Origin of the sequence: Enterococcus sp. AZ062 (genome assembly GCF_051715065.1) — a bacterium.
Classification (GTDB): Bacteria; Bacillota; Bacilli; order Lactobacillales; family Enterococcaceae; genus Enterococcus_B; species Enterococcus_B mundtii.
In genome coordinates this window covers 350,713-367,148 of the sequence record NZ_JBIOTB010000001.1, presented here as the reverse complement: position 1 = coordinate 367,148, position 16,436 = coordinate 350,713, and the positions used below count along the sequence as shown (strand labels likewise).

At 38.6% G+C, this 16,436-nt stretch carries 15 protein-coding genes; 4 read left to right on the top strand and 11 right to left on the bottom strand.

Features of this window, described 5'->3' with window-relative positions; genetic code table 11:
* From IGJ00_RS01770 to IGJ00_RS01760, 3 genes are all read right to left on the bottom strand, one after another.
* The gene (locus tag IGJ00_RS01770) at positions 1–528 is read right to left on the bottom strand and encodes a GNAT family N-acetyltransferase (RefSeq protein ID WP_071866215.1); all 528 of its coding nucleotides are present in this window, start codon (positions 526–528) and stop codon (positions 1–3) included.
* Between the two features lie 13 nt (positions 529–541).
* Positions 542–994, bottom strand: a complete 453-nt coding sequence (locus IGJ00_RS01765; RefSeq protein WP_062805801.1) for a MarR family winged helix-turn-helix transcriptional regulator — start codon at positions 992–994, stop codon at positions 542–544.
* 68 nt (positions 995–1,062) lie between these two features.
* The gene (locus tag IGJ00_RS01760) at positions 1,063–1,662 is read right to left on the bottom strand and encodes an NUDIX hydrolase N-terminal domain-containing protein (RefSeq protein ID WP_071866213.1); all 600 of its coding nucleotides are present in this window, start codon (positions 1,660–1,662) and stop codon (positions 1,063–1,065) included.
* A 116-nt stretch (positions 1,663–1,778) separates the two neighbouring features.
* Between IGJ00_RS01760 and IGJ00_RS01755 the strand changes: the two genes are divergently transcribed.
* A complete protein-coding gene (locus IGJ00_RS01755) occupies positions 1,779–3,221 on the top strand; it encodes a helix-turn-helix domain-containing protein (RefSeq protein WP_438744652.1) in 1,443 nt (480 codons plus the stop codon).
* Between the two features lie 475 nt (positions 3,222–3,696).
* Here IGJ00_RS01755 and IGJ00_RS01750 read toward each other — a convergent pair whose 3' ends face one another.
* From IGJ00_RS01750 to tdc, 3 genes are all read right to left on the bottom strand, one after another.
* Positions 3,697–6,246 (bottom strand): HAD-IC family P-type ATPase, encoded by a 2,550-nt coding sequence (locus tag IGJ00_RS01750; protein WP_438744650.1) that lies wholly within the window; start codon positions 6,244–6,246, stop codon positions 3,697–3,699.
* Between the two features lie 153 nt (positions 6,247–6,399).
* Positions 6,400–7,854: an amino acid permease gene (locus tag IGJ00_RS01745; protein WP_071866210.1), complete on the bottom strand. Its 1,455-nt coding sequence runs from the start codon at positions 7,852–7,854 to the stop codon at positions 6,400–6,402.
* 27 nt (positions 7,855–7,881) lie between these two features.
* On the bottom strand, positions 7,882–9,717 hold the full coding sequence (gene tdc, locus IGJ00_RS01740; RefSeq protein ID WP_438744647.1) for a tyrosine decarboxylase: 1,836 nt from the start codon (positions 9,715–9,717) through the stop codon (positions 7,882–7,884).
* 497 nt (positions 9,718–10,214) lie between these two features.
* Between tdc and IGJ00_RS01735 the strand changes: the two genes are divergently transcribed.
* Positions 10,215–11,645 (top strand): DNA-binding protein, encoded by a 1,431-nt coding sequence (locus tag IGJ00_RS01735; RefSeq protein ID WP_438744645.1) that lies wholly within the window; start codon positions 10,215–10,217, stop codon positions 11,643–11,645.
* A 235-nt stretch (positions 11,646–11,880) separates the two neighbouring features.
* On the opposite strand, the gene IGJ00_RS01730 is transcribed toward IGJ00_RS01735, so the two are convergent.
* The 4 genes from IGJ00_RS01730 to IGJ00_RS01715 form a co-directional block, all read right to left on the bottom strand.
* Complete coding sequence (locus IGJ00_RS01730) at positions 11,881–12,237, bottom strand: DUF1622 domain-containing protein (RefSeq protein WP_142432907.1); 357 nt, start codon at positions 12,235–12,237, stop codon at positions 11,881–11,883.
* Positions 12,237–12,599: a DUF1622 domain-containing protein gene (locus IGJ00_RS01725; RefSeq protein ID WP_010736474.1), complete on the bottom strand. Its 363-nt coding sequence runs from the start codon at positions 12,597–12,599 to the stop codon at positions 12,237–12,239. Before IGJ00_RS01725 ends, IGJ00_RS01730 begins: the two co-directional genes overlap by 1 nt.
* Positions 12,600–12,680: 81 nt before the next feature.
* Positions 12,681–12,998: a hypothetical protein gene (locus IGJ00_RS01720; protein WP_086335364.1), complete on the bottom strand. Its 318-nt coding sequence runs from the start codon at positions 12,996–12,998 to the stop codon at positions 12,681–12,683.
* A 9-nt stretch (positions 12,999–13,007) separates the two neighbouring features.
* Positions 13,008–13,250: an AbrB/MazE/SpoVT family DNA-binding domain-containing protein gene (locus IGJ00_RS01715; RefSeq protein ID WP_086335363.1), complete on the bottom strand. Its 243-nt coding sequence runs from the start codon at positions 13,248–13,250 to the stop codon at positions 13,008–13,010.
* A 230-nt stretch (positions 13,251–13,480) separates the two neighbouring features.
* On the opposite strand from IGJ00_RS01715, the gene IGJ00_RS01710 reads away from it, so the two are divergent.
* Both IGJ00_RS01710 and IGJ00_RS01705 read left to right on the top strand, forming a co-directional pair.
* The gene (locus IGJ00_RS01710) at positions 13,481–13,609 is read left to right on the top strand and encodes a methanol dehydrogenase (RefSeq protein WP_074799651.1); all 129 of its coding nucleotides are present in this window, start codon (positions 13,481–13,483) and stop codon (positions 13,607–13,609) included.
* Positions 13,610–13,657: 48 nt separating this feature from the next.
* Positions 13,658–15,352: an oleate hydratase gene (locus IGJ00_RS01705; protein WP_074799650.1), complete on the top strand. Its 1,695-nt coding sequence runs from the start codon at positions 13,658–13,660 to the stop codon at positions 15,350–15,352.
* A gap of 94 nt (positions 15,353–15,446) precedes the next feature.
* Here IGJ00_RS01705 and IGJ00_RS01700 read toward each other — a convergent pair whose 3' ends face one another.
* A complete protein-coding gene (locus IGJ00_RS01700) occupies positions 15,447–16,289 on the bottom strand; it encodes a hypothetical protein (protein WP_438844038.1) in 843 nt (280 codons plus the stop codon).
* Positions 16,290–16,436: the final 147 nt, after the last annotated feature.

Genomic DNA, 16,436 nt, shown 5'->3' with positions numbered 1-16,436 from the left:
TTACACCTCATTGATTTTTTTGACTAAAATATGATCGATCTGTGCATCGTCTCCCATATAAAACACATGTTGTCCTTGGCGTATGAAACCATGCTTACGGTAAAAAGCTTGGGCTGGATCATTATGTTCCCACACACCTAACCACACAGCTGTTTTTCCCTGTGCTTTCGCTTGAGCCAACGCCCAGTTCATCAAGTGAGTGCCGATCCCTTTTTTCTTATAGGGTGGTCGAATATAGATCCGTTCGATTTCTAGATGATCCTCAGGCATTTCCTCGGATTGTGCTTTTCCTATGTTCAGTTTTAGATAACCCGCAATTTCGCCATGATCTAGCGCCCAGAAAAAAGCTGATTCTGGCTGGATCAGTTCTTTTGTCAATCGCTGCAAATCATACGCTTGCGAAAGATATGCATCCATATCTGCCTGCGTGTTATATTCGCCAAAAGTATCTGTGTATGTTTCAATGCTGATTGCTTGAAGGCGTTCCACTTCACTTCCCACAATCGGTCTGATTTCTACCTTTCCCACTCCAACATCCCTTTCAATACAGGCGTTTATTGCCCTTTTTTACAAAATTCCAGTCTTCGCTGATATTTTTCCTTACGTGTGTCAATAATCTTTCCAACTGTTGGATTTCTTCTTCAGACAAGCCAGCTAAAGCGACTTTCGTAGAATGATGGTGTTCTCGGATGATCATCGGATAAAGTGCTTCTCCTTGGGCTGTTGGATAACACCTTTTATTTTTCTTGTTCTGTTCGTCCGTTACACGTCGAATCAAGCCATTGCTTTCCAGCTTTTTCAGCGCACGGGCAGTTGTCGTTCGATCGACTTTAAGCATTTCGGCTATTTTTTCTTGAATGATGCCTGGATTTTCACAAATCCGAACGAGATACAGGTATTGCCCCCTCGTCAAAGCGACTTCCTTGAACTCAATATTACTGATCGAATCTAACGCTCGTGCTATCGCGCCGATTTCTCTTATGATCTCAGCCATCTCTTCTCTCCTTTAGTTGTACTTTTATTGTACTGATTTTTGTTGCAAATGCAACAAAAATATATTGATCAGTCAAAATAAGGCAAATGACCTGTCGCTAAGATCGCAAGCTGTTCCTCTGTCGTCCGTTTTTGGGAAAGAGTAGGTAAATCGTCCAATGCAAAAAAGGCGCTGTTTGAAGTTTCATTATTTGTGATAAAAGAACCTCCGATGATCGAACATCCAAAAATGACTTTATAGTATTGAAAGGCTTGTGGAATATCTTTTCGGGTATTGGTATCAAAAATCGCCAGTAGTTGATCCACCGTCACCGTTAGCCCGGTTTCTTCTTTCACCTCTTTTTCGATATTTTCCTTTGGTGAATAGCCGATTTCCGCAAAACCGCCCGGCAATGCCCATTCTTTTGTATGGCTGTCTTCCACTAACAGTACTTTATCCTCTTGTTTGATAAAGGCACGTACATCGACTTTGGGTGTTGGATACCCTTCATTTTGTTCTAAAATAAATTCAAGGCGTTCTTCGATTTCCTTGTCGCCATTACTTAATAATGATAAAGCGATCGCTTTCAATTCTTGGTAACGTTCTTCGTCAAATGGATCTTTGCCATAGAAGAGACCGGCTTCTGCGATCGCTAATAAACGTTTGTATTTTTCGTTTTTTGTTGTCATTGCAATTCATTCCTTTCAATAAATCCACGCTGTTATCTCTTACTCCAAAACTACAAGAAACCGCTTATGTAAGTCAAGGATTGTGTTATAATTTGTTTTAAAAGGAGGGATGTTGGATGTACTCGCTCATGCATCAAATCATCACTGAAAAAGATTTACAACGACAAGTCACGTTGATTGAACTACTTTTAAACCATCCCAAAATCACTGTCAATGAGCTTGCTGAAGAAACAAATACAACGGAACGTACGATTTTTTCCGACTTACAAGTCATCCGCTCACAATTACCTGATGGCTGGTTGATCGATAGTGATCAGTCAGGGATTCGTTTACTCAATCAACAAAATCTACTTGCCAATGATCTGTGGGAATTGTTTCTAAAGCAATCCGTTAGTGTACAATTGATCAAAGAACTATTGTTTACAAAGGAATGTTCCACAACCAATTTCTTAGCAGCCAATGGACTTTCTTACGAAACGTTGAAACGCCATACAAGAAAAGTCAATCGCCAACTCCTTCGTTATGGGTTACAGATCAAGCTGACAAAATATACAAGTACGATGAGTGGTTCTGAGAATGCGATCCGCTTGTTTTATCATCGTCTTTTGATGCCATTTACTCATAATAATTATTTTTTTGAAGATTATTCCATCCATGAGTCCCATTACTTTCGTTTTTTGAAACGCTTGAAGCAAACCCCTTTTTCTGTTGAAACAGAAGAGATTTTTGGCATTTGCTGGTTTTTCATCAACACGATACGTGTTAAGGCAAACTGCCGTATCGAGGACTCTTTCTTTGAACCTGAAGATACTCTTTACTCCACGTATGCGACTGAATTGACCACGCTTTATGAATTAGAAGGCGTTTATTTACAAAAAGATGAATTGATTTTTGCTTTCTTTTGCTTTTTAGAAAGTTGGAATTACAACAATCAATACCAAGAACCCGTAGCAGATATCTTGCAAAGTTATCCTTTTTCGGGCAAGATCAAACAATTCGTTCAGGATTTAGCTGATACCTTGCAATTAGAAAAACTAAACGAGACAAAACTTGCGGATAACTTGATCTTGTTATTGTTGAAATATCATGAATCACCTATCTTGATCGAGCAGTTGAATTTACAGTATCACTATTTCTTGGAAGAATATGAGCAACAATATCCACAGTTGTACCCATTCAAACAAGAATTACTTGAGCAACTGAAACAAGAGTTACCTGTCCAAGAAGACGAATACTTTCTACGCCTCTTATCATTTTTGATCCAGCAAGCGATCTTATCCGTTCGTCCAAATAAATTGAACCTGTATTTCTTCTTTCAAGGCGAACCCTCTTGGAAAGCCTTTTTGCAACAAGAATTAAATGATTACTTTGGGAAACGAGTTCAGTTGATTCCAGTAGAATTATCTCAACTTTCTGACATCACGTTCCATAAAAGCGACTTGTTCGTCTCAAACACCCCCCTCGACCAAGTCCCGATACCAATCATCTACATCTCTACCATACCAACCAAAAACGAGCTCGACCAATTGACCGAACTCACATTTAGAAGTTATTTGTAAGGTTGTGAAAGAAGCGATCAGCACTGAGTAATAAGAAAGAAAAATCGAAAATGGCTTTTTCATTTTTGATTTTTTTGGCTTATTATTGAAGTGTTGCTTCTTGAACACCGTTTATCTAGGTTGTGAAAAATCCGTTCAGCTCCAAGTATTAAGGCAGAAATTGAGAAAATAGCTTCTCATATTTTTTCGATTTTTGACTTAATATTGAAGGAGCTGGCTTTTGAACACCGTTTATCATAGGTTGTGAGAAAAGCGCTATGACCTGAACAGTAAGATAGAAAATCAGAAAATAGCTCCCCATATTTTTTGATTTTTTAGCTTAATGTTGAAGGTCAGCTTTTCGAACACCGTTTATCAGGTTGTGAAAGAAGCGTTCAGCACTGAGTAATAAGACAGAAAAAGCGACAGTCTTCCTCTAAAGTAACCTAGGGGAAGACTGCCGCTTTGCCTTTATCTCTTGAACGATCGACGATTCTCAGTTACCGGCAAAAGCTTCTCTTTCTTTTCTTTTGATCCATGTTTTACTGATTCGTTTCTCGACTTCTACGATTGTAAATAATAGAAGTACATTTGCAAGGATTGGTAAATGTTGAGCAAAGCTCAAACTTGTTGTTTCAATAACTTGTTGCGCAAAGGGTAGATAAATGACTCCAGTTTGGAGGACAAATAAAATACCTAATGAAATAAATAAGAATTTATTTTGGAAGAAGCCTTTGTTCAATGAAGCATCGACTTGCTCACGGCAATTGATCATATAGACGGCTTGGGCAGCAACAATGTTTTGTAAAAGAACAGTTTGTTGTAAGGCTTGACCTTCAAACTGCATTGCCAACCAATAAGCTGGGATAATGATCAAGAGGGACACATAGAAAATCCGGAAAACATTGTACTTAGTCAAAATCCCTTGGTTAGGATCTCTTGGTGGCCGACTCATCGTGTCTTTACTTGCTTGTTCAAAGCCTAACGCATAGGATAACGTGATTGTTGTCACCATATTGACCCATAAGATTTGGATCGGTGTCAAAGGCAATGGCTGATTCGCAAGTAATGCCCAGATGATCACCAAACCTTGTGCTAAAGATGTAGGTAAGAAGAAGCTGATCGTTTTTTGTAAATTATCTAAAATCCGACGTCCTTCTTTGACTGCTTTAGCGATCGTATGGAAGTTGTCATCGCCTAAGACCATATCTGCGGCTTGTTTACTGACTTCACTTCCTTTGATCCCCATAGCGATTCCCACATCTGCTCGCTTCAATGCGGGCGCGTCATTGACACCATCACCGGTCATCCCAACGATTTCACCATTCTTCTGCAAAGCTTCTACGATCCTTAATTTATGCTCCGGAGTCGTTCGAGCAAAGACATCGACTTTGCTCACTCTCTTCGCTAAATCTTGATCAGAGAGTCGATCGATATCGATTCCTTCAAGGACATTACTCGTATGCTTCAACCCGATTTGATCAGCAATTGCTTGGGCTGTGTCTTTATGGTCACCAGTAATCATTTTCACCGAGATCCCTGCTTGCTGACACTCTCTTACCGCTTGGATCGCACTCTCTTTTGGTGGATCAATGATTCCTGCAATCCCAACAAATGTCAGTTGTTGCAACTGTGCATGGTCTAACTCTTGCTCAATAGGCAATTGCTTGTAGGCGAACCCTAATACACGTTGGCCTTTTTTTGCTAGTTGTGATGCTTGGTTGATCCATTGTTGCTGTTCTGACTGTGACAAAGAAGATCTCGATAATAGAACTTCTGGCGCTCCTTTGACAAACACTACTGCATGGTCCTGTTCTTCATGCAGTGTTGCCATATATTTGTAACTTGAGCTAAATGGCAATTTAGCAAGCGCCGTTTTTAGGGGAAGATTCTGTTCAGCTGTGTATCGTAATAAAGCTAGCTCAGTTGGATTGCCACTCAACGTTTCCACTACTTGATCATCTTTCGTTTGCACTTCTTGACAATTTTTCATGATTTCAAGTAAGCGTGTCTCATCTTCTGTCCTTGTTTCCACAACAGTCATTTCATTTTTGGTCAACGTACCCGTTTTATCTGAACAGATCACCGTCATTGAACCAAGTGTTTCAACGGAAGGTAGTCCTTTGATAATCGCTTGTTCTTGTGCCATTTCATTGACCCCAAGTGAGAGGATCATCGTCAATACCGCTGGTAGCCCTTCTGGGATCATAGAAACGATCAACGCAATGATCGTTGAGAATAAAAAGTTCCACTCTAAGCCATACCTAAATGAGGTAAAGAAAATCAAGAATAAACTTAGAAAAACGATTCCTCTGAAGATTTGCTTGTTCAACTGATGGATCTTGCGAACCAAAGGGGTCGTTTGTTGTTGAACTGATTGTAATGCCTGATTGATTTTACCAATCTCTGTCGTATTCCCTGTTTCAACGACGACACCAAGCGCCGATCCAGCTTGGACAAGTGTACCTGAAAAAGCCATATTGAGTTGATCTCCTGCGCCTAATTCATCGACTAACGGCTCACTCATTTTCTCTACCGCATCGGATTCACCGGTCAACGCAGCTTCTTCGATCATCAAACCATATGTTTCGACTAAACGAATATCGGCAGGCACGACATCTCCAGCTGTTAAACTAACTATATCCCCTTGCACGATCTCAGTGGCAGGGATACTTTTCTTGACGCCTTCAGAAAGAACCACTGCGTCTTGACTCATTAAACTTTTTAGCCCATTGAGTGACTCTTCTGCTTTTCTTTCTTGCCAATAACCAACAAAACTATTGATGATCACTACAAGTAAAATAATACTACCTTCAATATAATCACCCGTTAAAAACTTCAAGACAGAAGCCACCATAAGGATGATCATCAACAAATCCGTAAAATGCTTCAAAAACTTCCGAAGCGGACTGACTTTCTTTTTCACTTCTATTTCATTTCGTCCTTGTATTTCTAAACGACTGGTACGTTCTTGATTTGAAAGACCATCTTTGGTCGTCTTTAATTTATTCATTGTTTGTTCAGCAGTTTCTTTGTACCATGTCATCGGCAATCCCTCCTGTATTTCATTTGATAATACTTATTATACGTAAGAAGGAGGGTTTCTTATGTCGATTATTTCAGGCAAACATGAAATAATTAGTGTGATTTAATATGAGCCAGGTTTCTAGGTTTGCTTTTCAAACGAAATTTTTCCCCTTTACTCCGATTGCTTCATTGATTTTTGTTCACTCAATTTGTTTTTTATTTCTTGTTCCCAAGAAGGTTTTCTAATTTTTTCGATACATAATGGGGCAACAAAAAGAATGCCGCTGATCAATACGACAGCCACAAAGTTGATCCACGTACCAGCTTTTAATGTAAGTCCGACAGAAAAAACGATTGCTGCAAATAAGACTAACACAACAAGCCAAGCACCGAGATTCCCATTTCCCTCTTTTTTACCAATTCGAAATGGACGAGGGATAGCCGGATTTGTTTTTCTAAAACGTAAGAATGCGACACCCATGATGAGATAGACGATACAATAAATCACTGTCGTTGCATTTACTAACATCAAAAATGCTTGATTGACTCCTGGAATCAATAAATAGAATAGGGCAAACACAGAAATGATAATAGATTGTGTCAAGATCACCGCTTTTGACACATCAAATTCATTGGTTTTCCAAAAATTGAAACGAGGAGGATACGCGCCTTTTCTTGCACTTTCTGTAACAGTTTTGGCTGGACCAGAAGCCCAAGCAGACAATTGTACAGCGACACCGACAAATACAAGTAAGCTGAATAGGTTCACAATCATATGTGGCAAGCCAAGAATTTGGCAATCGATCGAAATAGACTGGGCAATATTATTCAACTCCATTTGACCCTTTGGTACCACATTGGCAACGACCAACGCATTCAGCGTGTTTACCACAAATAAAAAGACTAACGCAGCGAAAATACCGCGTATATAAGTTTTAACTGGATGTGCCAATCGAGTGATATAAACAGAAGACATTTCGATTCCAGTAAAAATGAACATGATCGGTGCAAAATAAACGAATGATTTTGCAGTACTTGGATCGGGAACTAAAAGATCCCAAGAAAATTTTCCTAATGTTCCATTTGGCATGATACCGACCTTGATCCATGCTGCGACACCCAATAGGAGCATTAATGCCAACGGGATATACAACCCCAACCAGACACCGATTTTCCCGCCAATTTTTGCCATGTCGAATTTTAAGTTCAATAGTGTGATGATCCAATAAACGACTAAAATCACGAGTAATGTGAATTTACTATTCAAGCCCAATGGGACGTTATTGACCATGTTGCCAAACAATGGGGCAAGTGCTGAGGCAACCATGACCATCCCTGGAAACATTTGAACCCATAAAAGCCAAGAGACGACAAATCCCCATTTTCTACCGAGGGATTGAGAGACCCATAGTTCTGGTCCTCCCTTTTGAGGAAACATCCCTGCAAACTCTCCTGAGATCAGAGAGATCGGAAACGCATAAAAGAGTACAGCGACTAACATATAAAACAACATCGTCCAACCAGTGGCAGCGACATCAGGAATATTGCGGACGCTTGCGACTAAAGCGCAAGTCATCCCAATAAACGTTAACGTTGACAGTTGTTTGGTAGATTTTGAGTCTGTCATGATCGATCCTTCTTTCTATCACTAAAACTACGCAAGAACTTCTCTTAGTTTTTCTTCCATTGCGTGTTTGATGGCTTCGGTGTAATAATCAAAGATGTTGTCATCGGTTAAATACGGAGTCATGATAGCAGCTCGCAACAAAGTAACTTGTTGTTCTTTTTGCCATTCCTCTTTTGGAACACCCATGCTTTCAACAAATGCCACTGGAGAATCGCCATAATCCGCTTGCGTGAAGGTCGTATGAGAAGTGATAAAGCGTTCTGCGTACACATCACCTTCCATATAAGAGGAGACATCAAACATTTCTTCATTCAAACGGTTGATTTCTTTTAAATCTGTACAACCTTGGACTTTGAATGCCCAATCGACCATATTGAAATCTGGATGATTCAATGGATAGACTTCGATTGTTTTCCCATTGACAGTAAAGCTTAATTGATCAAGAAATTCTCTGAAACGTTGAGCGGCTTCGATCGATGCACCAATCAATTGACCATAGCCAGTGACATTCAAAGGCAGAACTCGGTGTGCCGTCCAAACTGCCGCAGCCGTTGCCCCAGCTTTTGAACCTTCTAAAATATAGGCACCTAACATATCTGGTGCTTTAACGGATTTTTCAAACACATAAGGTGCAAAATAAGAGATGATATTCCGCATACTTTTATGTTTGATCGTGATTCCTCCTGCCGCATAAGGTACATAGCCCATTTTATGGGGATCAACAGTCACTGATTCTGCTTCACTGATTGCCTTGAATCCTTCATAAACACTTCGTTCGATTTTCACTTCATGATGGAAAACATGATGTTCTTCATAAAATTCTGCTAATGATGCGTAAGGCACAAATTCATACGCTTCATTCATGAACAAGCAACGTGCATAGCCACCATAAGCTGCATCCACGTGAAGGTAGAAATAAATGCCTTCATCTTTCAATTTTTCTCTAAGTTCAACGATTTGATCGACACGATCGACTTGTCCTTCTTCCGTTGTACCTACAACAGCGACCACACCTAAGATGGGGATATGTTGGATAGCTAGTTCACGAATCGTTTTTTCCAATACTTGGACATCCATTCGGTAGCAGTCATCAACGGGGATCGCGATCATTTGATCCAACCCGACACCACAAATATCTAATGCTTTCATCCATGAATAGTGTTTGGTTTGAGGAACAAGCCATTTGCCCAATTCTTGGATGTGTTTCCCACTTCGTGAAGATGCAGCTTTGACATTGTCTAATTCTTCATCAGTAAATGTTTCGATCATTTCTAAGATTTCTTCTACAGATAGATTAAGTAATTCCCAATCCGATAGGTCTTTCACTTTTTCAGGATAAGTTTCTTTGACCGCTAAAGGAATCGATTTGATACAACGGGCATACCATAGACCTTCTAAATTCGCAATTGAACCATCCGCTGTCAGATGTCCCCAACCATTCGGCATACTGAACAGCTTCGCAAAGTCTTCTCCGATTTCTGCTTCCATTTGTGATGTGGCCATTGAGGATTCCAATGCCACGTTATTAGGATTCCAAAGCATCGCAAAGTGATAAGCCAACAAAGCTGGCATCAATGTTTCTGCATTCATTTGGCCCCAATAACGTCCGGCTGAATGCCAAGGAATTGAACCGGCACGCATTCGTTCACTGACTTCATCTAAGACCTCCATCATATGTTGTCGAGTCGTAAGATAAGACGTTGTTGATTTGTCTGCTTCACTGATTGCGGGAAGGTCAGCTGGTAAATAATTTTCACGCCAACCTAAATGTTCATCCAACATCTTATTCAATAACATTTTATACACTTGGCCATTTTCTGCTTTGTCGCCAATAAAGACGGCTTTGATGTCCATATCTTTCATGATTCATTTCTCCTCTCTTGTTACCTGATCACAGGAAATACTCAGCCGGCTGTTGTTGCTTGATCAGTTTACGTGTTTGACTATACGCTCAAATTTTAAAAAATTTTTTTTAATAACATATCTTTATATTTCTTACTTTGAAGACAAAAAAAATAAAGTCTGATTATTCTGTATTTTTAGCTCAAAAAAACGAACGTTGTGACTAAACTTCCTACTAAGAATGGTTCAATTTATTGATTATAACGTTTAAGTCACGAACAAAAAAAAGAAATCAAATGTACTTATTCGTTGAAAAATAGTCATATTTTTTTTTTCTATTTGGTTCTTTTTATCAATCAGTTCCCAATTTTTTTAATTAAAACAGATACAATAACAAAAATAAGTAAATTTAGCATTTTGTTTGCTAAGAAAGATTGGGTGATAGATGCGTATCTACAAAAAACATGGCATAATAGCTACGTGCTTGTGCATGACTATACAAATAGGGAGGATTCCCCATGATTGAACATTATCTTGAGAAAAATCTCTTACGCCAACTCTTTCTTTGTGGACAGTTTTATGTAAATAAGGAAGTCGATCTTCCAACGACAGCTACTTTGTTACATGTTTGTCAAACCACTCTGTTGAATGATATCAAATCATTAAGTAGAGAATTGAGCGACCAAATCATTTATCAATCAAAAGAAAAAGAAACCTATTCTTTATACTTCGCACCAACAACTTCTCGCTTCCAATTGATGCAACGACTCTCTCGGCCGTCTTTATTTTTAAAAACTTGCCTTCTTTACTTAGAGGATGAACCAGATTATATCCAATTGACCGAACTCGAATTTGTTTCAGTCAGCAAAGCTTACGCATTGAAGAAACAAGTGTTAGACTACTTTCAAGCATGCGATATCGCCATTGAACATCATTCCCCTCACTTTACTGACATCGAAAGACGCTTGGTTTTGCTAAATGTGAGCTATCGGACAGGCACATTGCCTGACCTCTCTCTTCCTTGCTCCTTTGATGTCCAAGCGCAAGAGTTTATTCAAGCAGTCACTAAAAAAAGTGGGCGAATCTATGATCGGGATACCCAAGAGATTTTGCAAACAGGCTTTCTGATCAGTCTGTTCTATCAAAAAGATGCCCCGCTATCAATCGATCCATCATTCATCGATAAAATCAAAAAGAGACCGATTTATCATTTCGTTCTTGCTGCTTGGGAAGAAAGTCCGTTTAAGCAATTTTTTCAACCAAATGAATTTTATTTTATTCTGATACTCTTCAATCTATGTGATTATGGATTTGATTCTTATGAAGCAATCGAAGAGGATTTTGCCCAATTGCATCAGGTCTTTATTGAAAATAATCCAGAGACAAAACAATTGATCCAACGATTTGAACAACATTTTGACCATCCTTTTCTTGGAAACAAAGCTTTTGAGCGTGCTTTGATACGTATTTTGCGTTCTGCTTGGAAAAACTATCAATTGTTCTTACCTGAAAAATTCCATTTATTGACCGATGAACAACGAGAGTTATTTGAAGAAGTAAAACGGATCGTTAGCGATTGGAGCCATGCACTTCCTTATCAATTAAAGATCAATCCAAATTGTCTGCGGTCATTCGTTATTGAATTGACTGGTATTTTACGCTTAGATAAACAAAAATTAACTGTGCGGATCGTGACCAACTCAGATATCAAATACTTGATTTATCGCGAAGCTTTAGAGGCCGTTACGACATGTGACATTTCCGTTGAGCCAATGATTTATAAACAATTAAGTAAAGAAGCTCTCGATTTTGTGGCAGCCTCTTCTAACCGGCTGTTGTGTGAACGTACACTCTACACCCCTGTTGCCTTGTCCATGGAACATGTTATTCCAATCTCAGTCGAAACAGTGGAACAAGCGATTATATTGCTTGTAAAAAATAGTTCATGAGGGAGGCATACTTTCGTAATAGTAACTCTTGCACACATTTATTCTGTCGTATAAAGCGTGTGAAAAACTAGACAGTTCCATAAAAAAAGCTAGAAAACCAAAAATTCATCCTACAAGATTTTGGTTTTTCTAGCTTTTTTTATAATTGTTACTTTCTGAAAAACTATCTATCCAATTTTAAGAGACGTGATCACTAATATCATTTGCCCATTCTGCCTATGATGATTATGCAAACTTAGACATCCGCTGGACCGATTTCTTTATTCAAGAAGTAAGAGATGATCGTACGAATCACGACTAATGCGGCCAACTGAAAAATATCTTGTAATGTCGGTTTGATGATCGACTCGATGATCCCAGCAGAGATCAATATCTCTAAACTCAATAAGATATACCCACCCAGCATTTTTTTGATGCCATTATTTTGATGAATCCGTTCATTTTGTTTGAATGACGGGTTCAAAGAATCTTTCAAAAAATCTTTGATCGAAAGAAAACCACCCCATAATAAGACCGCAATGGCAAAAATATCTAAAATCAAGACCAACCATTCAAGATATGGATAAAGAAGTGTCATCCAACTGAGTTCCATCAAACTTCCCTTCTTTCATGCGATACATGACTCGCGATTTCTAAATTTAAGAAATAAGAGATGATCGTGCGAATGATAATGATCAATGCTAATTTTAAAATGTCTGTCCAAGTTGGTTTAATGACAGATTCAATGAGATCTGCCACGATCAGTACTTCTAAACTCAACAAAATATAACTAGCTAGTAGTTTTCGAATATCCGCATTCCGCCGATTCCGCGTCGCATAATCTTTGATCAGTGGACGTTCCAACATCAAATTTTTTAAAACTAAAAAAATTCCAACCAATAAGACTAAAATCGAGAAAATATTCAAAATCGCAGTCACCCATTCCAACAAATGGACCAACGTTTCACTAAACATCCTAACACCCCACTTTTTCTTCTACTCCTATCCTACTAAGAGTACGGAGTTTCGTCCAGTTTGAGCAAAACTAACTATTAGCTATTGAACGCTGAGCTTCATCTGACGTTGCTGAAAAATATTGCCAATCAAAATAAGATGTTTCTTTTTATTTATTCGGTAAAATATGGCATATTTGTTTCCGATTAATATACGATATGTACGTTCATGAAAATGATACAACGCAGATATTTCTTCATGCATTTCGAGAAAATTTTTAGTAAGTTCGATTGATTGATAGATCATCCTTGTAAAATGTCGAATATTTTCTTTAGATAAAAATAATTCATTTCCCCATCCATTGATCAACTGCTCTAACCCCTGGCGAAAACTCTCCGAATACACGATCGTATACACCATCTACTCACCTCAACCATACTTACTAAAAGTATCTTTCATTTCAGATTCGGAAACTACTAAACCTTTTGAGAAATCAGTAAATGCTTTTTCTATTTCTTTACGGTCTTGTTCTCTCATCACTTCTTTTGTATCAATTATCAATGTTGTACCTTCTTTCGTATAGCTCAAAATATTCCCCTCATGTAACCTAAGTTCCTTAGGTAAAATGATACCGACACTATTCCCAATTTTTCTCACCTTTAAACTCTTCATCTTTTCCACACCTTTCTGATTCACATGAATTAAAACGCGTTATAACTCATTCCCAAATTTTTTTTACTTCTCTTTGTTAAGAATTTATTACAAAACACACGAAAAAACAGACACTTCCTCCAAACTGTCAAAAACCCAGGTTGCTTCCTTACCCTATCATTTGGCTTATTTTTCTAAACGCTCTATGCTTTGAAGTAGAAATAGTTCACAAACCAAAAGGAGGTTTTTTTATGAACAAGAAATGGTTGAAAGTAGGCATTGGCTTAGGACTAGTCGCTATAGGTGCTGTTTATCTTGGCAAAAAAACAGGCTTACTAGAAGATGATAGTCACCTTTATGACGAATTTGAATCAATCTAGAAAATTAGCCAGAATACAATGATTTAGGAGATATTGGAGGATTGGACAATGCAAAAAAAGAAAGCAATTATGATTGGTGCAGGAATCGCGAATATGGCAGCAGCTGTTTATTTGATCCAAGAAGGCAAATGGCGTGGAGATCAAATCACTTTCTACTCCTTAGATGACCATGGATCAAATGATGGCGCTCCTGTGGACACAGTTACTGATGAATATTGGAACAAAAATCACCCATTAGAAAATCAAAAAGGCTACGTTGCACGTGGTGGACGTATGCTGAATTACCGTACGTATGTCGATTTGATGGATCTACTCAGTCGCATCCCTTCTGCTACAGAACCGGGCATGACAGCCGAAGAAGATACACGAGATTTCGATGCCAAACATCCGACTTTTGATAAAGCTCGTTTGTTGGAAGGTGGCAAGGGAATCATTGATGGCGGTAAATTAGGCTTCAACAATAAAGATCGCGTATTATTAACGAAACTGATTGCCATGCCTGATTCAGAAGAAGAAAAATTAGATAATGTGACGATTGCTGAGTATTTCAAAGATGATCCTCATTTCTTTGAAACAAACTTCTGGTTTATGTGGGAAACGACTTTCGCTTTTCGAACACGTAGTTCTGCACAAGAATTACGTCGCTATATGCACCAAATGATTTATGAGTTTACTCAAATCGAGCATTTAGTTGGGGTCAATCGGACACGCTATAATCAATACGAAAGTATTATGTTGCCACTGATCAATTATTTGAAAGAACAAGGATGTAAAATCATTTTGAATCGTCGTGTCATTGACTGGGAATTCAAAGAAACAGCGATGCAAGATGAAATCACTGTGACTGGCTTGAAAATGATCAATACAAAAACACAAGAAGAAGAACATGTCGTCGTTGATGGAGATACTGGCGTATTATTTACGAATGGTTCGATCACTGATTCGGCAACACTTGGCGACTACGAAACACCCGCAGAGGAAAATATGGATTACGGTGCTGCTTCTAGTTTGTGGAAAAAAGCCAGTGAAAAATTCTACAATTTAGGTAATCCAGATAAATTTTTCGCAGATCGTGACGCAAGTGAATGGGTCAGCTTTACGTTGACAACGAAAAATCATGTGTTGCTAAACGAGATCACACGTATCACGACACAAGAACCAGGTAATGCGTTGAATTCATTTATTTCAACAACACCGATCACCCCACTTGGTCAAAAAGATGTCAATATGTCGATCGTCGTGCATCACCAACCGCATTTCACTTCACAAAAACCGAATGAAACAGTAATTTGGGGCTACTTCTTGTATCCAAGACGTCGTGGTGAATTTGTCGACAAAGAGTATATTAAAATGAACGGAAAAGAAATGTTGGAAGAATTGCTTGGTCAGCTTTCAAAAGTTGATCCTGGTCCAGTAAACATTCGCGAAAAAGAAACCGAAATCTACGATAGTGTCATCAATAATATTCCGGTTTACATGCCATATGCTTCTGCCTTATTCAACAATCGTGCGAAAAGTGATCGACCAAAAGTCATTCCTAAACATTCAACAAACCTTGCCTTTACTGGTGAGTTCGTTGAACAGCCTTATCAAATGATATTTACCGAACAAAGTGCTGTTCGTTCAGGAGAAATTGCTGCGTTCCATTTTGCAGGTATTCCAATGTCACGTTTGGTGAAAACACCACGTTATGACAAAGATATCCCTACGTTGATGCGTGCAGCGAAAAAAATGTTTGATTGAGGTTCACTAAAGGAGTTCACTTTCCTGTGCTACTTCAGTCCTAAAAGAAAAGTCCTCCACCTATGGAAATAGGTGGAGGACTTTTCTTGTTTCGCTACTTTTGATTTTGCCCGACAGTTCTTTTTTTGTTTTCTCTTTTCGCAAGGAGCCATGCAAAGCCGCCCACAACAATCTCACTTCCACCGATCAGTAAAACAATCAGAGTAAAGTTAGAAAGATACGTCCGCATCAAGTCTTGAAGTGACTCCATTTGCTCATCCGTCTGCAAAATCTGTGCATAGTATAAAGTTGCGGCCAATGCTAGACTTATCAGTCCAGCGCCCATCAGACTACACGCAAATTTTTTGGTACGTGAACGGATAGAGCCAGGATTGAAATAAATGAACCCCGCTAAGATCAATAGGCTCACACTCACAATGCCCCAAGCATAGTGAAGTACCTGGTGGCTCAGGTCATTGATTCCTCGAATAAAAAGATGCAGATAACTTGGTTGGACACTCCGTTCAAAGATCCCGCCGATCATATGTAAAGCGAGTTCTTCTCCCGCAATCCCTTCTTCAATATTGATCTCATGTTCTGTTTTATATGTATGGATCGTCTCTTTGATATGTTCTTCCAACTCCGTTGCTTGGATCAAGCTTGGTTGCTTGCCGCGATAAGTTTCTTTGACAAAATGCTCGATATTCTTTTTAACTAATTCCTCAGATACACTGTCGGCAAGTAATTCTGGAGTGACTCTTGCTTCTTGGTGGTAGCTCTGGACACGACCATTGATCTCTTTCGTTACTTTTTGTATGTAGTTTGCTTGTTTGATTTGCTCATTCATAAATCCTTCATTTGCTAAAGTCGTATAAAAAAGTCCGCCAATCGATAAAAAAAAGAGCAAGACTGTACACACGACTCCTATAATTATTTTGATTAATCGACTATTTCTCATTTCTCTCCTTTCCTATGTCAGCACAAAAAATTGTTCTTTTACGTTTTATTTTTTTGAAAACCAACTACTTTAATTATAACTTTCAGTCAATAAAACTACAACTTCCTTTTTTCGTCAAAAGTTATTTTACTGTTTTAAACTAAAACT

Bases quoted from the DNA above. Each gene is read 5' to 3' on its own strand.
- IGJ00_RS01745 (WP_071866210.1), bottom strand. From the start codon at position 7,854: ATGACAGACTCAAAATCTACCAAACAACTGTCAACGTTAACGTTTATT.
- tdc (WP_438744647.1), bottom strand. From the start codon at position 9,717: ATGAAAGATATGGACATCAAAGCCGTCTTTATTGGCGACAAAGCAGAA.
- IGJ00_RS01710 (WP_074799651.1), top strand. From the start codon at position 13,481: ATGAACAAGAAATGGTTGAAAGTAGGCATTGGCTTAGGACTAGTCGCT.
- IGJ00_RS01700 (WP_438844038.1), bottom strand. From the start codon at position 16,289: ATGAGAAATAGTCGATTAATCAAAATAATTATAGGAGTCGTGTGTACA.
- IGJ00_RS01720 (WP_086335364.1), bottom strand. From the start codon at position 12,998: ATGGTGTATACGATCGTGTATTCGGAGAGTTTTCGCCAGGGGTTAGAG.
- IGJ00_RS01750 (WP_438744650.1), bottom strand. From the start codon at position 6,246: ATGACATGGTACAAAGAAACTGCTGAACAAACAATGAATAAATTAAAG.
- IGJ00_RS01765 (WP_062805801.1), bottom strand. From the start codon at position 994: ATGGCTGAGATCATAAGAGAAATCGGCGCGATAGCACGAGCGTTAGAT.
- IGJ00_RS01760 (WP_071866213.1), bottom strand. From the start codon at position 1,662: ATGACAACAAAAAACGAAAAATACAAACGTTTATTAGCGATCGCAGAA.
- IGJ00_RS01725 (WP_010736474.1), bottom strand. From the start codon at position 12,599: ATGTTTAGTGAAACGTTGGTCCATTTGTTGGAATGGGTGACTGCGATT.
- IGJ00_RS01705 (WP_074799650.1), top strand. From the start codon at position 13,658: ATGCAAAAAAAGAAAGCAATTATGATTGGTGCAGGAATCGCGAATATG.
- IGJ00_RS01755 (WP_438744652.1), top strand. From the start codon at position 1,779: ATGTACTCGCTCATGCATCAAATCATCACTGAAAAAGATTTACAACGA.
- IGJ00_RS01735 (WP_438744645.1), top strand. From the start codon at position 10,215: ATGATTGAACATTATCTTGAGAAAAATCTCTTACGCCAACTCTTTCTT.
- IGJ00_RS01730 (WP_142432907.1), bottom strand. From the start codon at position 12,237: ATGGAACTCAGTTGGATGACACTTCTTTATCCATATCTTGAATGGTTG.
- IGJ00_RS01715 (WP_086335363.1), bottom strand. From the start codon at position 13,250: ATGAAGAGTTTAAAGGTGAGAAAAATTGGGAATAGTGTCGGTATCATT.